15 protein-coding genes are annotated in these 16,133 nt (G+C 66.3%); 8 read left to right on the top strand and 7 right to left on the bottom strand.

Going from position 1 to position 16,133, the window contains the following annotated elements; translation table 11 throughout:
* Window positions 1–2: 2 nt before the first annotated feature.
* Window positions 3–2,555, top strand: a complete 2,553-nt coding sequence (locus MUN73_RS22325) for a DEAD/DEAH box helicase (RefSeq protein ID WP_250142725.1) — start codon at window positions 3–5, stop codon at window positions 2,553–2,555.
* On the opposite strand, the gene MUN73_RS22320 is transcribed toward MUN73_RS22325, so the two are convergent.
* Window positions 2,552–2,836: a hypothetical protein gene (locus MUN73_RS22320; RefSeq protein ID WP_250142724.1), complete on the bottom strand. Its 285-nt coding sequence runs from the start codon at window positions 2,834–2,836 to the stop codon at window positions 2,552–2,554. The two genes, MUN73_RS22325 and MUN73_RS22320, sit on opposite strands and share 4 nt — an antisense overlap.
* Window positions 2,837–2,999: 163 nt before the next feature.
* Here MUN73_RS22320 and MUN73_RS22660 point away from each other — a divergent pair, with 163 nt between their 5' ends.
* Complete coding sequence (locus tag MUN73_RS22660) at window positions 3,000–3,128, top strand: hypothetical protein (protein WP_265339348.1); 129 nt, start codon at window positions 3,000–3,002, stop codon at window positions 3,126–3,128.
* A 35-nt stretch (window positions 3,129–3,163) separates the two neighbouring features.
* Here the strand turns inward: MUN73_RS22660 and MUN73_RS22315 are convergent, their stop codons facing one another.
* Together MUN73_RS22315 and MUN73_RS22310 are read right to left on the bottom strand one after the other, a co-directional pair.
* Window positions 3,164–3,388, bottom strand: coding sequence for a DUF8149 family protein (locus MUN73_RS22315; RefSeq protein WP_250142723.1), 225 nt, complete (start codon window positions 3,386–3,388; stop codon window positions 3,164–3,166).
* A 116-nt stretch (window positions 3,389–3,504) separates the two neighbouring features.
* Complete coding sequence (locus MUN73_RS22310) at window positions 3,505–4,482, bottom strand: PGF-CTERM sorting domain-containing protein (protein WP_250142722.1); 978 nt, start codon at window positions 4,480–4,482, stop codon at window positions 3,505–3,507.
* A gap of 432 nt (window positions 4,483–4,914) precedes the next feature.
* Between MUN73_RS22310 and MUN73_RS22305 the strand changes: the two genes are divergently transcribed.
* The 3 genes from MUN73_RS22305 (at window position 4,915) to MUN73_RS22295 (ending at window position 9,472) form a co-directional block, all read left to right on the top strand.
* Entirely contained in the window at window positions 4,915–5,478 is a 564-nt protein-coding gene (locus tag MUN73_RS22305; RefSeq protein WP_250142721.1) for a hypothetical protein, read from the top strand.
* Between the two features lie 115 nt (window positions 5,479–5,593).
* Window positions 5,594–8,425 carry a DEAD/DEAH box helicase gene (locus MUN73_RS22300; RefSeq protein WP_250142720.1) on the top strand — a complete coding sequence of 944 codons (2,832 nt, stop codon included), beginning with the start codon at window positions 5,594–5,596 and terminating at the stop codon, window positions 8,423–8,425.
* A gap of 279 nt (window positions 8,426–8,704) precedes the next feature.
* Window positions 8,705–9,472 (top strand): protein sorting system archaetidylserine decarboxylase, encoded by a 768-nt coding sequence (locus tag MUN73_RS22295; RefSeq protein WP_250142719.1) that lies wholly within the window; start codon window positions 8,705–8,707, stop codon window positions 9,470–9,472.
* Window positions 9,473–9,769: 297 nt separating this feature from the next.
* On the opposite strand, the gene MUN73_RS22290 is transcribed toward MUN73_RS22295, so the two are convergent.
* Together MUN73_RS22290 and MUN73_RS22285 are read right to left on the bottom strand one after the other, a co-directional pair.
* On the bottom strand, window positions 9,770–10,645 hold the full coding sequence (locus MUN73_RS22290) for a CPBP family intramembrane glutamic endopeptidase (protein ID WP_250142718.1): 876 nt from the start codon (window positions 10,643–10,645) through the stop codon (window positions 9,770–9,772).
* A 196-nt stretch (window positions 10,646–10,841) separates the two neighbouring features.
* Entirely contained in the window at window positions 10,842–13,052 is a 2,211-nt protein-coding gene (locus tag MUN73_RS22285; protein WP_250142717.1) for an AAA family ATPase, read from the bottom strand.
* Window positions 13,053–13,477: 425 nt separating this feature from the next.
* Between MUN73_RS22285 and MUN73_RS22655 the strand changes: the two genes are divergently transcribed.
* Window positions 13,478–13,612, top strand: a complete 135-nt coding sequence (locus MUN73_RS22655; protein ID WP_265339347.1) for a DUF7128 family protein — start codon at window positions 13,478–13,480, stop codon at window positions 13,610–13,612.
* 1 nt (window position 13,613) lies between these two features.
* On the opposite strand, the gene MUN73_RS22280 is transcribed toward MUN73_RS22655, so the two are convergent.
* Both MUN73_RS22280 and MUN73_RS22275 read right to left on the bottom strand, forming a co-directional pair.
* Window positions 13,614–13,859 carry a DUF7508 domain-containing protein gene (locus tag MUN73_RS22280; RefSeq protein ID WP_250142716.1) on the bottom strand — a complete coding sequence of 82 codons (246 nt, stop codon included), beginning with the start codon at window positions 13,857–13,859 and terminating at the stop codon, window positions 13,614–13,616.
* Between the two features lie 2 nt (window positions 13,860–13,861).
* Window positions 13,862–14,317 carry a DUF5796 family protein gene (locus tag MUN73_RS22275; RefSeq protein WP_250142715.1) on the bottom strand — a complete coding sequence of 152 codons (456 nt, stop codon included), beginning with the start codon at window positions 14,315–14,317 and terminating at the stop codon, window positions 13,862–13,864.
* 118 nt (window positions 14,318–14,435) lie between these two features.
* Here MUN73_RS22275 and MUN73_RS22270 point away from each other — a divergent pair, with 118 nt between their 5' ends.
* Together MUN73_RS22270 and MUN73_RS22265 are read left to right on the top strand one after the other, a co-directional pair.
* A complete protein-coding gene (locus MUN73_RS22270; RefSeq protein WP_250142714.1) occupies window positions 14,436–15,308 on the top strand; it encodes a shikimate kinase in 873 nt (290 codons plus the stop codon).
* Entirely contained in the window at window positions 15,305–15,625 is a 321-nt protein-coding gene (locus tag MUN73_RS22265; protein WP_250142713.1) for a chorismate mutase, read from the top strand. The genes MUN73_RS22270 and MUN73_RS22265 overlap by 4 nt, the downstream gene beginning before the upstream one ends.
* Window positions 15,626–16,133 lie beyond the last annotated feature (508 nt).

Below are 16,133 nucleotides of genomic sequence, written 5' to 3'. Positions count from 1 at the left end.
CGATGAGCGACGAGAACTGGACTCACGGACGGGAGGAATCGGCCACCGGCGACGGACTCGCGCTGACCGCCGACGCGTTGCCGGAGACGTACCCCTCGCGGCGCTATCGCGGCCAGATCGACGAGCGGATCACGATCCCGGCGCGGGCGGCCAGTCACGTCTCGGCCACGGAGGTACTCCCGCCGGACCTCGCCTCGCGGCTCGGGATCGACCTCTGGAGCCACCAGGCCGAGGCGCTGAACGCGCTCGGGGACGGCGAGAACGTCTGCGTGGCGACCTCGACCTCGTCGGGGAAGACGTACGTGTACGCGCTCCAGATCGCACGGCGGTACCTCGAGGATCCCGAGACGCGGGCGCTGATCGTCTACCCGACGAAGGCGCTCAGCCGGGACCAGGAACGCGAACTGAACGACCTGCTCCGTGGGACGCTCGACCTGGACGTCACGGTCGGCGTCTACGACGGCGACACGAGACACGACGACAAGCGCCGCATTCGCGAGGAAGCGAACGTGGTCATCACCAACTTCGCGGGGCTGAACCAGTACCTCGAGGGTCATCACCGCTGGGCGACCTTCCACGCCAACTGCGACCTGATCGTGGTCGACGAGGCCCACTCGTGGACGGGACTCGGCGGGATGCACGCCGCGTGGATCCTCCGGCGCACCCGGCGGATCGTCGACTGGTACGGCGGCGACCCCCAGTACGTCCTCACCTCGGCGACGATCGGCAACCCCGCCGACCACGCCCGGGCACTCACGGGTGAACCGGCGACGGTGGTCGACGAGGACGGATCGCCGCGGGGCGAACGCGACCTCGTCTTCTGGGATCCGCCCACGAAGAACGGGGACGGGAACGGGACAACCGGCGGGACGGGCGACAGTGCCGCCGGTGAGACGGCCGCCCCATCCGACGGCTGGGAGACGCCCTCGAAACGGCCCGCGACCGTCGAGGCGCCGGAGGTCTGGGCCCACCTCTGCTACCACGACGTGCCCTCGTTGCTGTTCTGTGGTTCCCGGAAGGGAACCGAACTGGCCGTCGATCGGGCCGAGTCGTTCCTCGGGGACTCCGGCTTGCCCTACCAGGGAACCGCCGCGCTCGAACCGTACAACGCCGGCCACGGCAAGCAGTCGCGGCGGGCGACCGAGAACCGCCTGAAAGACGGTCGACTCGACGGGGTGGCGACGACGAGCGCGCTCGAGGTCGGGATCGACGTCGGGGGCGTCGACGGCACCGTCCTGCAGGGGTATCCCGGCTCCCGGCAGTCGTTCTGGCAGCGGATCGGCCGCTCCGGGCGCGGCGAGCGCGACGCCCTTTCCGTGTTCGTCCCGAGCCACGCGACGCTCGATCGGTACCTCCTCGAACACCCCGAGTACGTCCTCGAGACGGACCACGAGAACGCCGTGGTAGACCTCGAGAACAACCCCGTCTACCGGCGACACGTCAACTGTGCCGCCCAGGAACTCCCGCTCACGACGGCCGACGCCGATCGGTTCGGCGGGCGCGATCGACTCGAGCGCGCGGTCGAGTTCGGTCGGCGGCTGGGCGATCTGGAGGGGGCGCTCGCCGGCGGCGTCACCACCGCGCACCGCGATCGGCCCCAGGACGAGGTGAGCCTCTACGCGACGGGCGGGAACACGTTCGAGGTCCGCCTCGTCGGCGAGGGCTCGATCGACCACGAACCGATCGGGCGCGACCGCGCCTACCGGGACTACCACGAGGGCGCGATCGTCCGGTTCCGGGGCGAGCAGTACGAGGTCGTCGCGCTCCGGGAGGACCGGCCACAGCCGGTCGTCGAACTCGAACGCGTGGACGTGGACTACTACACCCAGTCGCAGGGACAGGTGCGGATCTACGACACCGAGGTCCGCGAATCGCGGGACGTCGGCCCGTTTCGGCTCAACTACGGCTACGGCACGGTGACGATCCACTACAGCACGTTCATGCGACGCGAGGTCGGCTCGGGCGACGTTCGCGCCGTCGGCCTCGAGACCGGCGTCCCGCCGCTTTCGATGCGCACGCAACTGTGCTGGGCCGAGGTCCCCGAGGACGTCGACCGCGCGGTCCGGACCGCCCACAGCGCCTATCACAACGACGAGTGCGAGGCGATTCCGCCGCGACTGCACGGCTACCTGGGCGGAATCCACGCCATCGAGCACGCGATGATCGCCGTCGCGCCGCTCGAGTTGAACGTCGACGCGGCCGACCTGGGCGGCCTCGCGACCAATCGGCTCCCCGACGCGTCGGACACGAGCGGCTGGTTCATCTACGACGCGATCGAGGGCGGCGTCGGCTTCGCCCGGAGTATCTACGACGAGTACGAGGCCGTCGCCCGCCGCGCTCGCGAGTTGATGGTCGACTGCCCCTGTGGCCGCGACGAGGGCTGTCCGGCGTGCCTGATGAGCGATCGCTGTGGCAACGACAACCGGCCGCTGTACGCACCCGCCGCGACGGACGTGATCGACGCCTTGCTCGACGATCGTGATCCCGAGGCGGACGAGTTCGGGGACGACGAAACCGGGACGGACCAGCGACGACCGCCTGCGTCGATCTCCTAGTCCTCGGTTTCGGTGTCTTCGTCGTCTCCATCGGCGGCCAGTTCCTCCGGATCGACCTCGCCCGCGAGGAACCGATCGCCCAGGTCGGTGACCTCGTACATCCCGGCCATCCGCTTTTTCAACAGGCCGTGTTTGGCGAGTTCACGACACCGGACGGCGACTTCCGGACTCCGCAGGGGGACCTCCTCGGCGACGTGGTCCGGGGCGAAGACGTCCTCGGACTGCAGCAGTTCGAGTATCTGATCGTCTCCGTAGTTCATCCACTCGACTTCTTCGTGCATATGGGTGCCATACGTGCGTAGAACCGTGTGTGTGTCGACTCGAGGCGAATCCGACGAATCGATTCCCCCTGGGAGGTTCCCGTTCGGTGACGAGACATCGTAGCCCGATCGGGCGCAATCGCAGGGGCAACGCTTGTTCCCCGGCGTGCGGAAGTCGACGGGTATGGATTCGAAACGGCCTGACGTGCGCATGGGCGAGAAACCGGACGAGGAGGGTCGCATCACGCGCGTTTCCGCCGACGAGGCGGATCGATCGCTGGTCGACAGGCTGATCGCGTTCCTGAAACGGTAACCCGGGAGTTCCGTCGGCGTCGGCGATCGTTTGGACTACGCCCCGTCGAGGAGACCGAGATCCTCGGCGGCCAGATCGGCGATTCGATCCGCCACGTCGGGATCGACCCGCGCGACCTCGTCTCCGTCGTGGAGCTGTTCGTTGTGGCGCTCGACCGCGTCGGCGACCGTTGCGAGCGGGACGCGGGACGTCGTCTCGCAGTCGGGACAGTGGATGGGCACTGCTGGCTCGCTATCGTCGGAGTCGGCTGGCGGGGTCATCGGTCGACCCTCTCGCGTCGATCCTCAAATTCTCACTGGTTCGGGCGATCGGTGCCGGTCGCCCGTGGGGGTCGGACCGTCTCCGGCGACCGCACACCGGGACGAACGGCGACCCGTCACCGACGGGTCGCGAGGAGTCCCGCGACCGCCAGGGCCACGATCGCGACGACCGCGCCGAAGCCGGGGAGCCCGTCGCTCCCGTCGTCGTCGGAGCCGTCGGTCTCGACGTCCGCGTCGTCGGTTTCGTTTTGATCGGCGTCGTCCGTCGACCCGTTCTCGTCGTTCTCGCCGTCCGAGTCGTCACCGCCGTTGCCCTGGTCGAACTCCGCCGGATCGCGATCGAGCTGGAGGACGACCACGACCTGACCGTGGGTGTCTTCGCTCTGGTAGGCCCACTCGCCGCCGGCTTCCTCGTAGGACTCGGCGGCTTCGATCGGATCGATGTCGGTGTCCCAGCCATCCCCGGCCGGTTGCTGCTGGATGTAGCCGACGACCTCGATATCGTCGGCGTACTCGCCGTCGATCTGGGCTTCGCCGTACTCGATCGTGGCGTCCTCTGGCTGGCCGTGCATCTCGATGCAGTGGGAGTCCATGTAGCCGTCACCCTGCGGGAGGTCGCTGGTCCCGAACTGGTCGGCGTCGAGCGGCTGCTCGTAGCCGTCGGTCACCGGGTACTCCACGGTGATCGGATCGGCGTGGGGATGCCACTCGAGTTCTTCGCCCGTCGGAATCGTCACGGTCGTGTTCGGGACGGTCTCGCCGGCGATCGGGTCGCCGGCCTCGTTGAGCAGCGTCACGCAGATTTTTCCGGAGCCGTCCCCGAGGTAGGGGTCCCGGTACTCGTCGCGGGGATTCACGTAGCTGATCCAGGTGTCGTCGTTCGCGACTGCCTCGAAGTATTCGTCACCCTCCTCGGGTGCGGGTTCGACGTACTCCTCCTCGGTGACGTTCTCCTGCATCGTCGCGGTCGTCTCGGCGCCAACGGTTGCGGTTCCCGAGACGACTCCCATGACGACGACCGCACCGAGCAGAACCGCGCCGAAAGCGGCGAGAGCGCGCCCGTCGATCGACCCACTGAGTTGCGATCCCACCATGGTTACGCCTCCACGCCCGTGTCGTCACGGATCCGCGCTCGCCGATCACCGAGTCGGGCGGCCGATTCGGCCGTGGTCGGGGGTGACCATCTCGTGTCCGCGTCCGCAAGCGATTCGATTCGCGTCGCCGTCGTCCGATCGTTCGGTGACGATGACTGTCGTGTGTGTGGACTGGTCATCTGGCCGAACGTCAGTGAGCACCGATATATACTATGAACGGCGTACCGGACAGTAGAGTCCATCTAACTGCCGAATACGGTGCTTTAGGGACACTCTATGTCTCGGTAGAGACCGCGGACTCGTGTGGCATCGCCGTCGACTGCCAAGCGGCGTCGAGAGCAGTTATTCATCCGTCGATCGCCCCGCGAGCAACGGGTAGGGCTTGCTTTCACACGCCGAACCGACTTCCCGCGGCCGACCGTACCGTCGGCAATGCCTCTTCTGACAGGTGGCGACGAGCGTCAGCCGTCGAACGGGGAGTCGACGTCACCCTCGCTCCGCAAGCACCTTCGAGACGCCGCGGTGGTCTTCGGTCTCGCCGGCGTCGCGTACGTCGTGATGCGGTACCTCGAATCCCGAGAAAACGGCCGCCCGCTCCCCCAGGCGATCGCCGATCGCGTCGAGGGGACCGTTCCGGACGAGGTCGAACTGGCGGACGGCGAACCGATCGAGATCGACGTTCCGGCTACCGGCGACGGCTCCGACGATGTGCCGTCGGAACCGGACGATGCGCAAGCGGACGAATCGGGTCCGGAATCGGACGACACACGCGCGGACGATTCCGACGCGTCCGACGATGCGGTCGTCGACGACGAACGGACGTCCGTCGACCTGACCGAGGACGAGCGATCGAGCGAGGAACTCGAGAACCGAACGGCGTCCGACGTGGTGGAGGAACCGGCGGAACCGGGGGAGATGACTGTCGACGAAGAGATTACCGACGAACTGGTCGACGACGCGGAGGAGGGAGCGAACGACGAGTCGAACGCCCAGTGAGGAGCCGATCGGGGGACGATCGACCTGGTTCGTCGACCGTCGAACGCGATCGCGAGGCGCGATCGATCGTGCCGGGAGCGTGGCGCTTATCCGCCATTCGATCCTAGGGCCGTCGATGACCGACGGGGACGTCGCGGCCTTTACGCACCTCGGATCGACGGTTCGCGGGGCGCTCTCCGAACGCGGGTTTTCGACGCCGACCGCGCCACAGCGACTGGCGATTCCGCCGCTCGCCGCGGGCGAGAACACCCTCGTGATCGCGCCCACCGGGAGCGGCAAGACCGAGACGGCGATGTTGCCCGTCTTCGACCATCTCGTGGCGGGCGAGGGACCACCCGAAGGATTCGGCGCGCTGTACGTGACCCCGCTGCGGGCGCTCAACCGCGACATGCGCGAGCGCCTCGAGTGGTGGGGCGAGTATCTCGACCTCGAGGTCGACGTCCGCCACGGCGACACGACCCAGTACCAGCGGGGCAAACAGGCCGAGGATCCGCCGGACGTCCTCGTGACGACGCCGGAGACCCTGCAGGCGATGCTCACCGGCGAGCGACTGCGCGAGGCCCTCCAGGACGTCTCCCACGTCGTGATCGACGAGGTCCACGAACTCGCGGCGTCGAAACGCGGGGCCCAGCTCTCGATCGGTCTCGAGCGCCTGCGCGACCTCGCCGGCGGGTTCCAGCGGATCGGCCTCTCGGCGACCGTCGGCGAGCCACGGGAGGTCGCGAACTTCCTCAGCGGCGGGCGTGCGTGCGAGATCCGCGAGATCGACGTCGGGAGCAACGTCGACGTGACGGTTCGCCGCCCCGAGATCACCGAGGCGGACGAGGAGCTGTCGGGGAAACTCGTCACGGACGCCTCGACGGCCAGTCACGTCCGCCTGATCCGGGACCTCGTCGCCGAGCACGAGTCGACCCTGATCTTTGTCAACACCCGCCAGACTGCCGAAGCGCTCGGTTCCCGGTTCACGGAACTCGACCTCCCGATCGGGGTCCACCACGGCTCGCTTTCCAAGGAGGCCCGGATCGACGTCGAGGACCGCTTCAAGGCGGGCGAACTCGACGGGCTGCTCTGTACGTCCTCGATGGAACTGGGGATCGACGTCGGGCGCGTCGATCACGTGGTGCAGTATCAGAGTCCCCGACAGGTGACGCGGCTACTCCAGCGGATCGGCCGCGCGGGCCACCGCCAGGACGCGGTCTCGAGCGGGACGATCGTGACGACCCGGCCCGACGACACGTTCGAGGCGCTCGCGATCGCCCGCCGCGCTCGCGCCGGCGAGGTCGAACCCACGGCCATCCACGAGGGCAGTCTCGACGTCGTCGCGAACCAGGTGCCGGCGATCGTCCAGAGCCGCGGCGCGACGCACGTGAGCGAGGCCGTGGAGACGATCACCCGAGCGTATCCCTTCCGGAACGTCGCCGAGGAGACGATTCGCGAGATCTGTTCGGAACTGCACCGCAACCGGATCGTCTGGGTCGACGAGGACGCCGATCGGCTGGAGACCACGGGCGGGACCTGGCAGTACGTCTACGCGAACCTCTCGATGATCCCCGACGAGGAGACCTACGAGGTCCACGACATCGCCTCGAGCACCCGGATCGGGACCCTAGACGAGCGGTTCGTCGTCAACTTCGCCCAGCCCGGCGAGGTGTTCATCCAGCGCGGCGAGATGTGGCGGATCGCGGAAATCGACGACGACGAAGCGACGGTGAAGGTCAGCCCGATCGAGGACCCCGGCGGCGAGGTGCCGTCCTGGATCGGCCAGGAGATTCCAGTCCCGGCCGCGGTCGCGGGTGAGGTCGGCGAGATCCGGGGCGTCGCCGAACCGCAGTTTCGAGCGGGTGCCGACGCCGCGGCCGTCGGTCGGGAACTCTCGGGCCGGTATCCCGCCGACGAGTACACGGTCACCGACGCGTGCGAGCAACTCGAGCGCCAGGTCGATGGCGACGTCGCGATGCCCACCGCGGACCGGCTCGTCCTCGAACGGCAGGGCCGATCGGTAGTCCTGAACGCCTCATTCGGCCACAAGATCAACGAGACGCTCGGCCGCGTGCTCTCCGCACTGCTCGGGCAGCGCGCCGGCAGTTCGATCGGGCTCGAGATCGACCCCTACCGGATCGAACTCGAGGTGCCGACGTCGATCGCCACGAGCGACGTGCTCGAGGTGCTCGAGGACACCGATCCCGACCACGTCGAGACGATCGTCGAACTCGGGCTGAAGCGATCGGACGCGCTCGCCTTTCGCCTCGCCCAGGTCTCGGCGAAGTTCGGCGCGCTCAAGCGGTGGCAGGGCTCGGGTCGCATGTCGAACGAGCGCCTGCTCGCGGCGCTGGAGGACACCCCGATGTACGAGGAGGCCGTGCGCGAGGTGTTCCACGAGGACCTGGACGTCGACGGTGCGCGTCGGGTGCTCGAACGCCTCCAGTCCGGCGACCTGGAACTGGTAACCGAGCGCGGCCGGACGCCGATCGGCACGGGCGGCCGTTCCTCGGGTAAGGAACTGCTCGCGCCGGAGAACGCCGACGCGAGCGTCATCGAGACGGTCAAGGAGCGCCTGCAGAACGATCGGGTCATCCTGCTCTGTACGCACTGCACGGAGTGGAAGGTCCGGACGAAGGTCAAGCGCGTGCGCGATCAGCCGGAGTGTCCCGAGTGCGGATCGACCCGGATCGCGTCGCTGAACCCGTGGGCCGACGAGGTCGTCCAGGCGGTCCGCGCCGAGGAGAAAGACGAGGAGCAAGAGCGGATGACCGAGCGCGCTTTCCGGGCCGCGAGCCTGGTCCAGAGCCACGGCAAGCAGGCGGTGATCGCGATGGCCGCTCGCGGCGTCGGCCCACACAACGCCGCCCGGATCATCAGCAAACTCCGGGAGAACGAGGACGACTTCTACCGGGACATCCTCTCGAAGGAACGCGAGTACGCGCGGACTCAGTCGTTCTGGGACTGATCGATCTCCTAATAAGCCTATCCCGAATTCCCGCGTTCGAGTACTGTACCAGCACGCTTACGCGGACGGCCACCCGAGGTTCACGTGCGGTTCCACGTATTCACCTCTTCCGTACCGTTCACCCTCTTCCGGGCCACCACGGCCCATTTCGTCCCGTCATTCGCCCGTCGGAGCCGCCGCTATCGGTATCGAGGCGTCGGGACGGATCGCTGACGGGCCGCCCGCTGACCGGATCCGATCACCGTAACGGCCATACGACTTCCCGTCGTTGCCTCGGACATGAACTTCGCGCCGGGGGCCTGGAAGTACGCCGTCCCGCCCCTGCTCGCCGCACCCTTCGCGCTGTTTATCAGCGCGACTGCCGGTCTCGTGACGGCGGCGATCGGTGCCGCCGCGCTCGCGTTCTTCCGCGACCCCGATCGGACCCCGCCGCCGACGGGCGTCGTCGCACCCTGCGACGGGAACGTCTCGGTGCTCCGCGAGGAGGACGGCCGGGTTCGACTGGGCATCTTCATGAACGTCTGGCACGTCCACGTCGTCCGCGCACCGTTCGACGCGACCGTGGCCGACGTCGAACACGTCTCGGGTGCGAACAGGCCGGCGTTCTCGAAGGACTCCGATCGGAACGAGCGGGTTCACGTTCGCGTGGCGACCGAGGCCGACGCCCTAGACAATTCATCGGACGCTCCCGACGACGCCGAACCCACGGCGGAGTCCGATTCGACGGGCGACGGGGCGGTCCCGCCGCACGACGCCACGGTCACGCTCATCGCGGGCGCGTTCGCCCGGCGCATCCATCCCTACGTCGAGGCCGACGAGGAACTCGATCGAGGGCAGCGAATCGGCCACATCGCGTTCGGGAGCCGCGTCGACGTGCTGTTCCCGCCGTCGGTGGAACTCGAGGACGTCGCGGTGGACGTCGGTGAGTCGACGACTGCCGGCGAGTCGGTGATTCTCGAGTCGCCGCCCGCGTCGGGCATCGACCTCGACCTCGACGTCGAAGACGATCGGGGGGACGACAGTTCCGAGGGGAGCGAAGCCGCGTAGCAGTGCCGGTGACGGTGTTCTGTAGTGCCACAGCGATGCCGTTTCGTGCAGGTAGGACGCCGCTCTGGGCCCTCCGGTGAACGAACAACGCGATCTCCTTTTGCGCCACAGAACGTCTCGAGCGATCGGCCCGGCAGGAAGAGTAGCTCAGATCCCGTAGAACGCGGGATATACGACTCTGTTGAAATTCTCGGTGAGTGATAAATTTGAACCACTGTGCTGAATAGAGAGCATGAAGTCAGCAGAGAGGAAACGTGCTAATCACCGGAGGTTGGGATGGAGGACTTCTCTGGACGATTATCGCGCTGGCGTGCTGGGTGCTGCCGACCTGGGCGATGAGAAATCCACTATCCCATGCCGTAGAACAATAAGAAGTGTCAGAGCGAGCACGACCAAAATAAACGCTTGCCCGCCGATGTCGGATTCAATTGCGGGAAACGCCCATAACGACCAATTGAACGAGGCATGGAGCAGGATCATCGGTCCGAGGCTCCCACCAGTATTCTGGAACACCCACGTCATGACCACGGACAGGAGCGTTATCGTGATCATGAAGCCCACAAGCGGGCGCTGATAGTACATCGTCATAGACGGCATGTAGAACCACGGCAAATGCCAGATGCCCCATACGACTCCCAGTCCGAGACTTCCAGCTAATGCACCAAACCGTTCGATCAGCGGATCGAGTGCGTACCCCCGCCAGCCGAATTCCTCCTGCATCGGCCCACCAAGAAGCAGAATGTAGACGAACGCGATAGGAAGCACATACGCTTCACCCGTCCAGGGAAGTGTTGGTTCAACTCCCAAGACAACGGCTACAGCCAGTGCACCAACGGCGAGTACTGGGAACAGCACCACTGCAGGTATGTACCACCAGCGGGGAAATGAACGGTCGATAGCTCGCTTGAGGAGACGGGTAACCCCGTGCCGACCAGCGTGCAAGTATACAAGTAGAACAGCTGCCACTGTAGGGCCAAACGCCCCGATCTCTGGGATCTGGGCGACCCCCACGATCAGGTCGTCTACCACCGCGATTCCTGTCTCAATTCCCGAAGCCACGGCGACCTTCGGGAGCCACAGCGTCCACGAGAAAATAAATGTAACTGAAAAGAAAAGAACGAGCCAATTGGTTCCGATATTCGGACGCTCGTTGGTGTTTGGTGAGGAACTCATTAAATATCATAACACTTTATTATAGAAGACCGTTTCGGATAGTCTGGGTTAACCGCTTCAAGCCGGCTGAATGGCCTACGCCCGTGCAACATTCGCGCTCTGTATTCAGCACCCCGTTCCTATCAAGATTGAAAGATTTTAACAGAGTCGGATATTCGGGAGTACGGCGGCGGGGAAACGCCGTCTTCGCGCGAGACTACGCGCGGCCCGTCTCTTCTCGCGCGTCCTCGAGGTGGCGGCGCTCGATCACCACCTCGTCGGCCTTCTCGTTGGCCGCTTCGGGGTCGTACGCGGTCGCGACCTCGCGGATCGCGTTCATCGAGGCGGTCCTGACGAGCGCCTCGAGATCGGCCCCCGTGTAGCCCTCGAGTTCGGCGGCCAGCCAGTCGAGGTCGACGTCCTCGGCGAGAGGCTTCCCGCGGGTGTGGACCTCGAGGATCTTCTCCCGGGCCTCGCGATCGGGTTCGCCGACGAGCACGTGGGTGTCGAGGCGGCCGGGCCGCAAGAGGGCGGGATCGATCTGGTCCTTGCGATTCGTCGCGGCCAGCACGACGAGGTTCGGGTTCTCCCGCATCCCGTCCAGTTCCGTCAGCAGCTGCGAGACGACGCGCTCGGTCACCTCGTGGCCCTCGCCGCGGGCGGCCGTGATGGCGTCGATCTCGTCGAAGAAGACGATCGAGGGTGCGGCCTGCCGGGCACGTTCGAACACCTTCCGAATGGCCTTCTCGCTCTCGCCGACGTACCGATCGACGATCTCCGGGCCGTCGACGCGGACGAAGTTGACGTCCGTCTCGCCGGCGAGGGCGCGCGCGAGCAACGTCTTGCCCGTTCCGGGCGGGCCGTACAGGAGGACGCCCGAGGGCGGATCGGTGTTGGTCTCTTCGAAGAGTCGATCGTAGGTCAGCGGCCACTCGACCGACTCCTGGAGGGTCGCCTTGGCGTCCTCGAGTCCGCCGACGTCGGAGAAGTCGGTCGTCGGCGACTCGGCGACGTACTCGCGCATCGCGGAGGGTTCGACGGATGCGAGCGCGCTGTCGAAGTGTGCTTTCGTGACCGTCGGATCGCGGTCCCACGACTCGCGTTCGTCCGCGTCGGTCGGCCGGGTCCGGATCGCGGCCATCGCGGCCTCGCTGGCGACCGCGTCCAAGTCCGCACCGACGAACCCGTGGGTCCGCCTCGCGATCCCGTCGATGCTGACGTCCTCCGCCAGCGGCATCCCGCGGGTGTGGACCTCGAGGATCTCCTTCCGGCCGGCCTCGTCGGGAACGCCGATCTGGATCTCGCGGTCGAACCGGCCGCCCCGGCGGAGGGCAGTATCGATCGCGTCGACGCGGTTCGTCGCGCCGATGACGATCACTTCGCCGCGGGGATCGAGCCCGTCCATCAGGGTCAGCAGTTGCCCGACGATCCGATTCTCGGCGTCGCCGTCGTCGTCGCGAGTCCCCGCGATCGAATCGATCTCGTCGAAGAAGACGATCGACGGCGCGTTCTCGTGGGCCCGCTCGAACGTCTCCCGGAGCTGTTCTTCGGACTCGCCCTTGTACTTCGACATGATCTCCGGGCCCGAGATCGTCTCGAAGTAGGCGTCGACCTCGTTGGCGACGGCGCGCGCGATCAACGTCTTCCCGGTCCCGGGCGGGCCGTACAGCAGGACGCCCGAGGGTGGCTCGACGCCAAGCCGCTGGAACAGTTCCGGCTCCGACAGCGGGAGTTCGATCATCTCCCGGACGAGTTCCAGTTCCTCGTCCAGTCCGCCGATGTCCTCGTATGTCGGCCCTGACGCGGGCGTTCGATCGGCGGTCGTCCCCGACGCCGTCCGCCCGCTCGGCTGGTCGGCGGAGTCGCCGTCGCTCGTCGCTGAGTCCGACACCGATTCCGTCGCCGGCTCCGAGTCGGCGCCGACGACGCGCACCGTCGTCGCACTCGTGATCCGGACGTCACCGGTCGGCGTCGTATCGACGACCCTGAACGGCTCCTGTCCGACGCCGTCGACGCGGATCTGTTCGCCGGCCCGAACCGGCCGGTTCCGGAGGTGTTTCGACGCCTCGCGCTCCGCGACCTTCCGCTGGCCGTCCGGGAGCGAGGGGGGTGGTGACAGGGTCACTCGGTCGGCCTCGCGGATGGTCGACTGTTCTGCCGCCCGGACGGTGACGGAGTCTCCGACGTGAACCCCCGCGTTCGCGCGCGTATCGGCGTCGATCTGGACGACGTTCTCGGGCACGGACGAGTCCGCCGGCCACATCTTGGCGACCGTTCGCTGGTCTCCCTCGATGACGATCGTATCGCCGCTCAACACCCCTAGCTGTCGCCGCGCGAGTTCCGGGATGCGAGCGACGCCACGGCCGGCGTCCCGTTTCTCGGCCGCACGGACCGAGAGCGTCACGCCGTCCGAGTCCGACTGACTCATATAGGCGTCATTGCCGCCCTGTCGCCTTGAGAATTGTCCTGCCCCGCCGCCTCGGAACGTGTCCTGCCGCTCGGTCGAGAACCGAACGCGAAGCGCGAAAGCGACGAGCCGTTGCTCGTCGCCTGTCAATCGGTGTGAGCCCTCTCCGCTGGACGATCCGGGGAATGCGGTTACGTCCTGTGGATGGGTAGACGTGGAGGCGAGGGTGGTGGTGGCGTGGTCCCTCGCGCGATCACACTGCAGTGTGCGTCCTTGCTTTCCACGCCGACGAAAATGAATGTTTGTGTGTTTCACAGTGGCTGTACGACCCCCGCAGCCGTCGCGCCGACCCGGATCGATCGCGTCCGTCCGCCCGCGCGGACTCCCCGGCGACCGGCGGCCGGTGCCGGAGAAACGTCTTTGGGTGTCCGTGTGGACTCGCCCGTATGGTGGTCCAGACCGAACGCGACGACGCCACCTGGTACGAGTGTGAAACCTGCGGCCTGCTCTTCGACGACGAGTCGGACGCGGCCGAACACGAGTCCCACTGCGACGACGCCGATCCGTCGTATATCCAGTAGGTCAGGCGATCCGATCGCGGTGGTCGGCGGCGAGTTCCCGTGCTCGATCGAGGGTGTGCGTTTCGGTCCAGCGGACCCGCTCGCCGTCGCCGTAGGCCAGCGCCGTCTTGAGCTCGTCGCGCAACACCCCGTGGCCGATCGACTGTACCGAGCCACTGTCGTCGCCGAGTTCGTAGACGCCGGGTCGATCGGGGGCGCTCGCGACCGTCTCCCGGTCGAGGTCTCGCCACGGTTTCTGGAGCGGCATCGTTAGCTCGAGTCGTTCGCGTCGCCGTCGTCCGTCGACGCGACGAGTTCGTACGCGTGTTCGCTCATCTCGTCCTCGGCGAAGACGAAGACTCGGCCGTTGACGGCCGCCAGGTCTGCCTCGACACGGATCGAGTAGGCCTCGGTCGCGACCGTGACGCCCGGAAACAGTTCCTCCTCGTCGTTGCTCTCGAGCATGACGCGGCCGACCCCCGTCGACTCGAGGATGTCGTCGTGGGTGTTGCGATCGTTCACGTAGGTCATGACGCCCTCGACGCCGTCGGGATCGGTGACGAGGACGTGGACCTCCTTGCCGGGTGGCGTCGTGATCGCCCCCTCGACGGGTTCGGGTGGCCCGTGGTAGAAGACCTCCCGCCCGTCGAGATACTGGACGACGACGCCGCCCTCGACGAGGTCGACGCCGATCGTGCTGGGTGCGACGTTGCTGCGCGCGCTCATACGCCGTCGTTCGATCGGATCGGGGAAAAGGAACCCGTTTCGTCGCGTCCAACCGGACGCCACCGGCCAGATCCGCGGCGACCGTCAGCCGTAAATACGCGCCCTGAGTCGTTCCGGTATGGACGGCCGCGCCGTCGCCCCCGCAGCCGGAACGGTCCTCAACGCGCTCGCGACCGGCACCGGCTCTGCGTTCGCGATCGATCTCGAGACGACAGCCACGGTCAACCTTACCGACGACGGCGATGTCGCCGGCGCGATCGCCGACCGGCCCGCGGCTGACGCGACGCTCATCGAACGCTGTGCCGCGCTGACGATCGCCGAGTACGCCGACGCCGCCGGCGTCGGCCCCGCTGTGACGGGCGCACGGGTTCGAACTGATAGCGAGGTGCCGATGGCCTCCGGCCTGAAGAGTTCCAGTGCCGCGGCCAACGCGACGGTGCTCGCGACGCTCGACGCGCTCGGCGTCGCCGACGACGTCGATCGCGTCGACGCCTGCAAACTCGGCGTCCGGGCGGCCCGCGAGGCCGGCGTGACGGTGACCGGCGCGTTCGACGACGCCAGCGCGAGCATGCTCGGCGGCGTCACGGTCACCGACAACACCAGCGACGAACTGCTCGCTCGCGAGTCGATCGACTGGCACGTGCTCGTCTACACGCCCCCGGAGCAGTTGTTCAGCGCCGACGCCGACGTCGACGCCTGCGAACGGATCGCCCCGATGGCTGACCTGGTCGCGGAACTCGCGCTCGACGGCCGGTACGGCGAGGCGATGACCGTCAACGGCTTCGCCTTCTGTGGGGCGCTCGGGTTTTCGACGGGACCGATGATCGACGCCCTCCCCGACGTCGCGGGCGTGTCGCTGTCGGGGACCGGTCCGAGCTACGTCGCCGTCGGCGATCGATCGACGCTCGAGACCGTCGCGGACCGATGGAACGACCGGGACGGAACGACACGATTACTTCGCACCCGAACCGACGGAACGAGAACGACATGACCGACGCACCACCGAACGACCCCGGCGAACCGGATCGCACCCCCGAGGAGATGAGCCTCGACGAACTCCGCCAGGAAATTCAGACGATCGATCGCGAGATCGTCGAACTGATCGCCCAGCGAACGTACGTGGCGGATACGATCGCGCAGGTCAAAGACGAACGCGACCTCCCGACGACGGACGAACAGCAGGAACAGCAGGTGATGGATCGAGCCGGACGGAACGCCGAACAGTTCGACGTCGACGCGAACCTCGTGAAGGCGATCTTTCGGCTGCTGATCGAACTGAACAAAGTAGAGCAACGTGAATCTCGATAGCACACAACACACATTCGTGCGATACTGCGGATCAGCACCTCGCAGTCGAAGGGTCGGAGGTTGTAGACTCGTGGATTCTCTCCTTTCTTTCACGCTAGGTTGGCCCGACTATCTGCTCGGACGAGTCTGCGTACTGATTGCTATCCTTGTTGAAGGTACATTTATCATTTCTACCACTATACCTTGCGCTATGGCTACACTTACTGACCGGCGATTTCTTGTATTATGTACCATTTCCGCTGTCGTCGGAGTTCTTTCGGCCATCTGGCTATTCCCGAACCGTGGACTGATGGTGTACGTCCTCCCCATCGTGGTTCTAATAGTATTGATGTTCGCTGATGGGTACGTGACTTCAGCATAAATTGGGTTACTGACCGTTCCGAGTGGCGTATCGCTGTGTACGCTGTTTTCTCCCACCTGAAAACATCGATCCAGAGTAGTCAGCATTCTCCATTGATGTCTCCTGTCAAAATTGTCCCTTCATCAGTAGGTTATACATGAATCAACA

The sequence above is a fragment of the Halosolutus amylolyticus genome (assembly GCF_023566055.1).
GTDB lineage: Archaea > Halobacteriota > Halobacteria > Halobacteriales > Natrialbaceae > Halosolutus > Halosolutus amylolyticus.
This window is presented reverse-complemented; position numbering and strand designations above follow the sequence as displayed.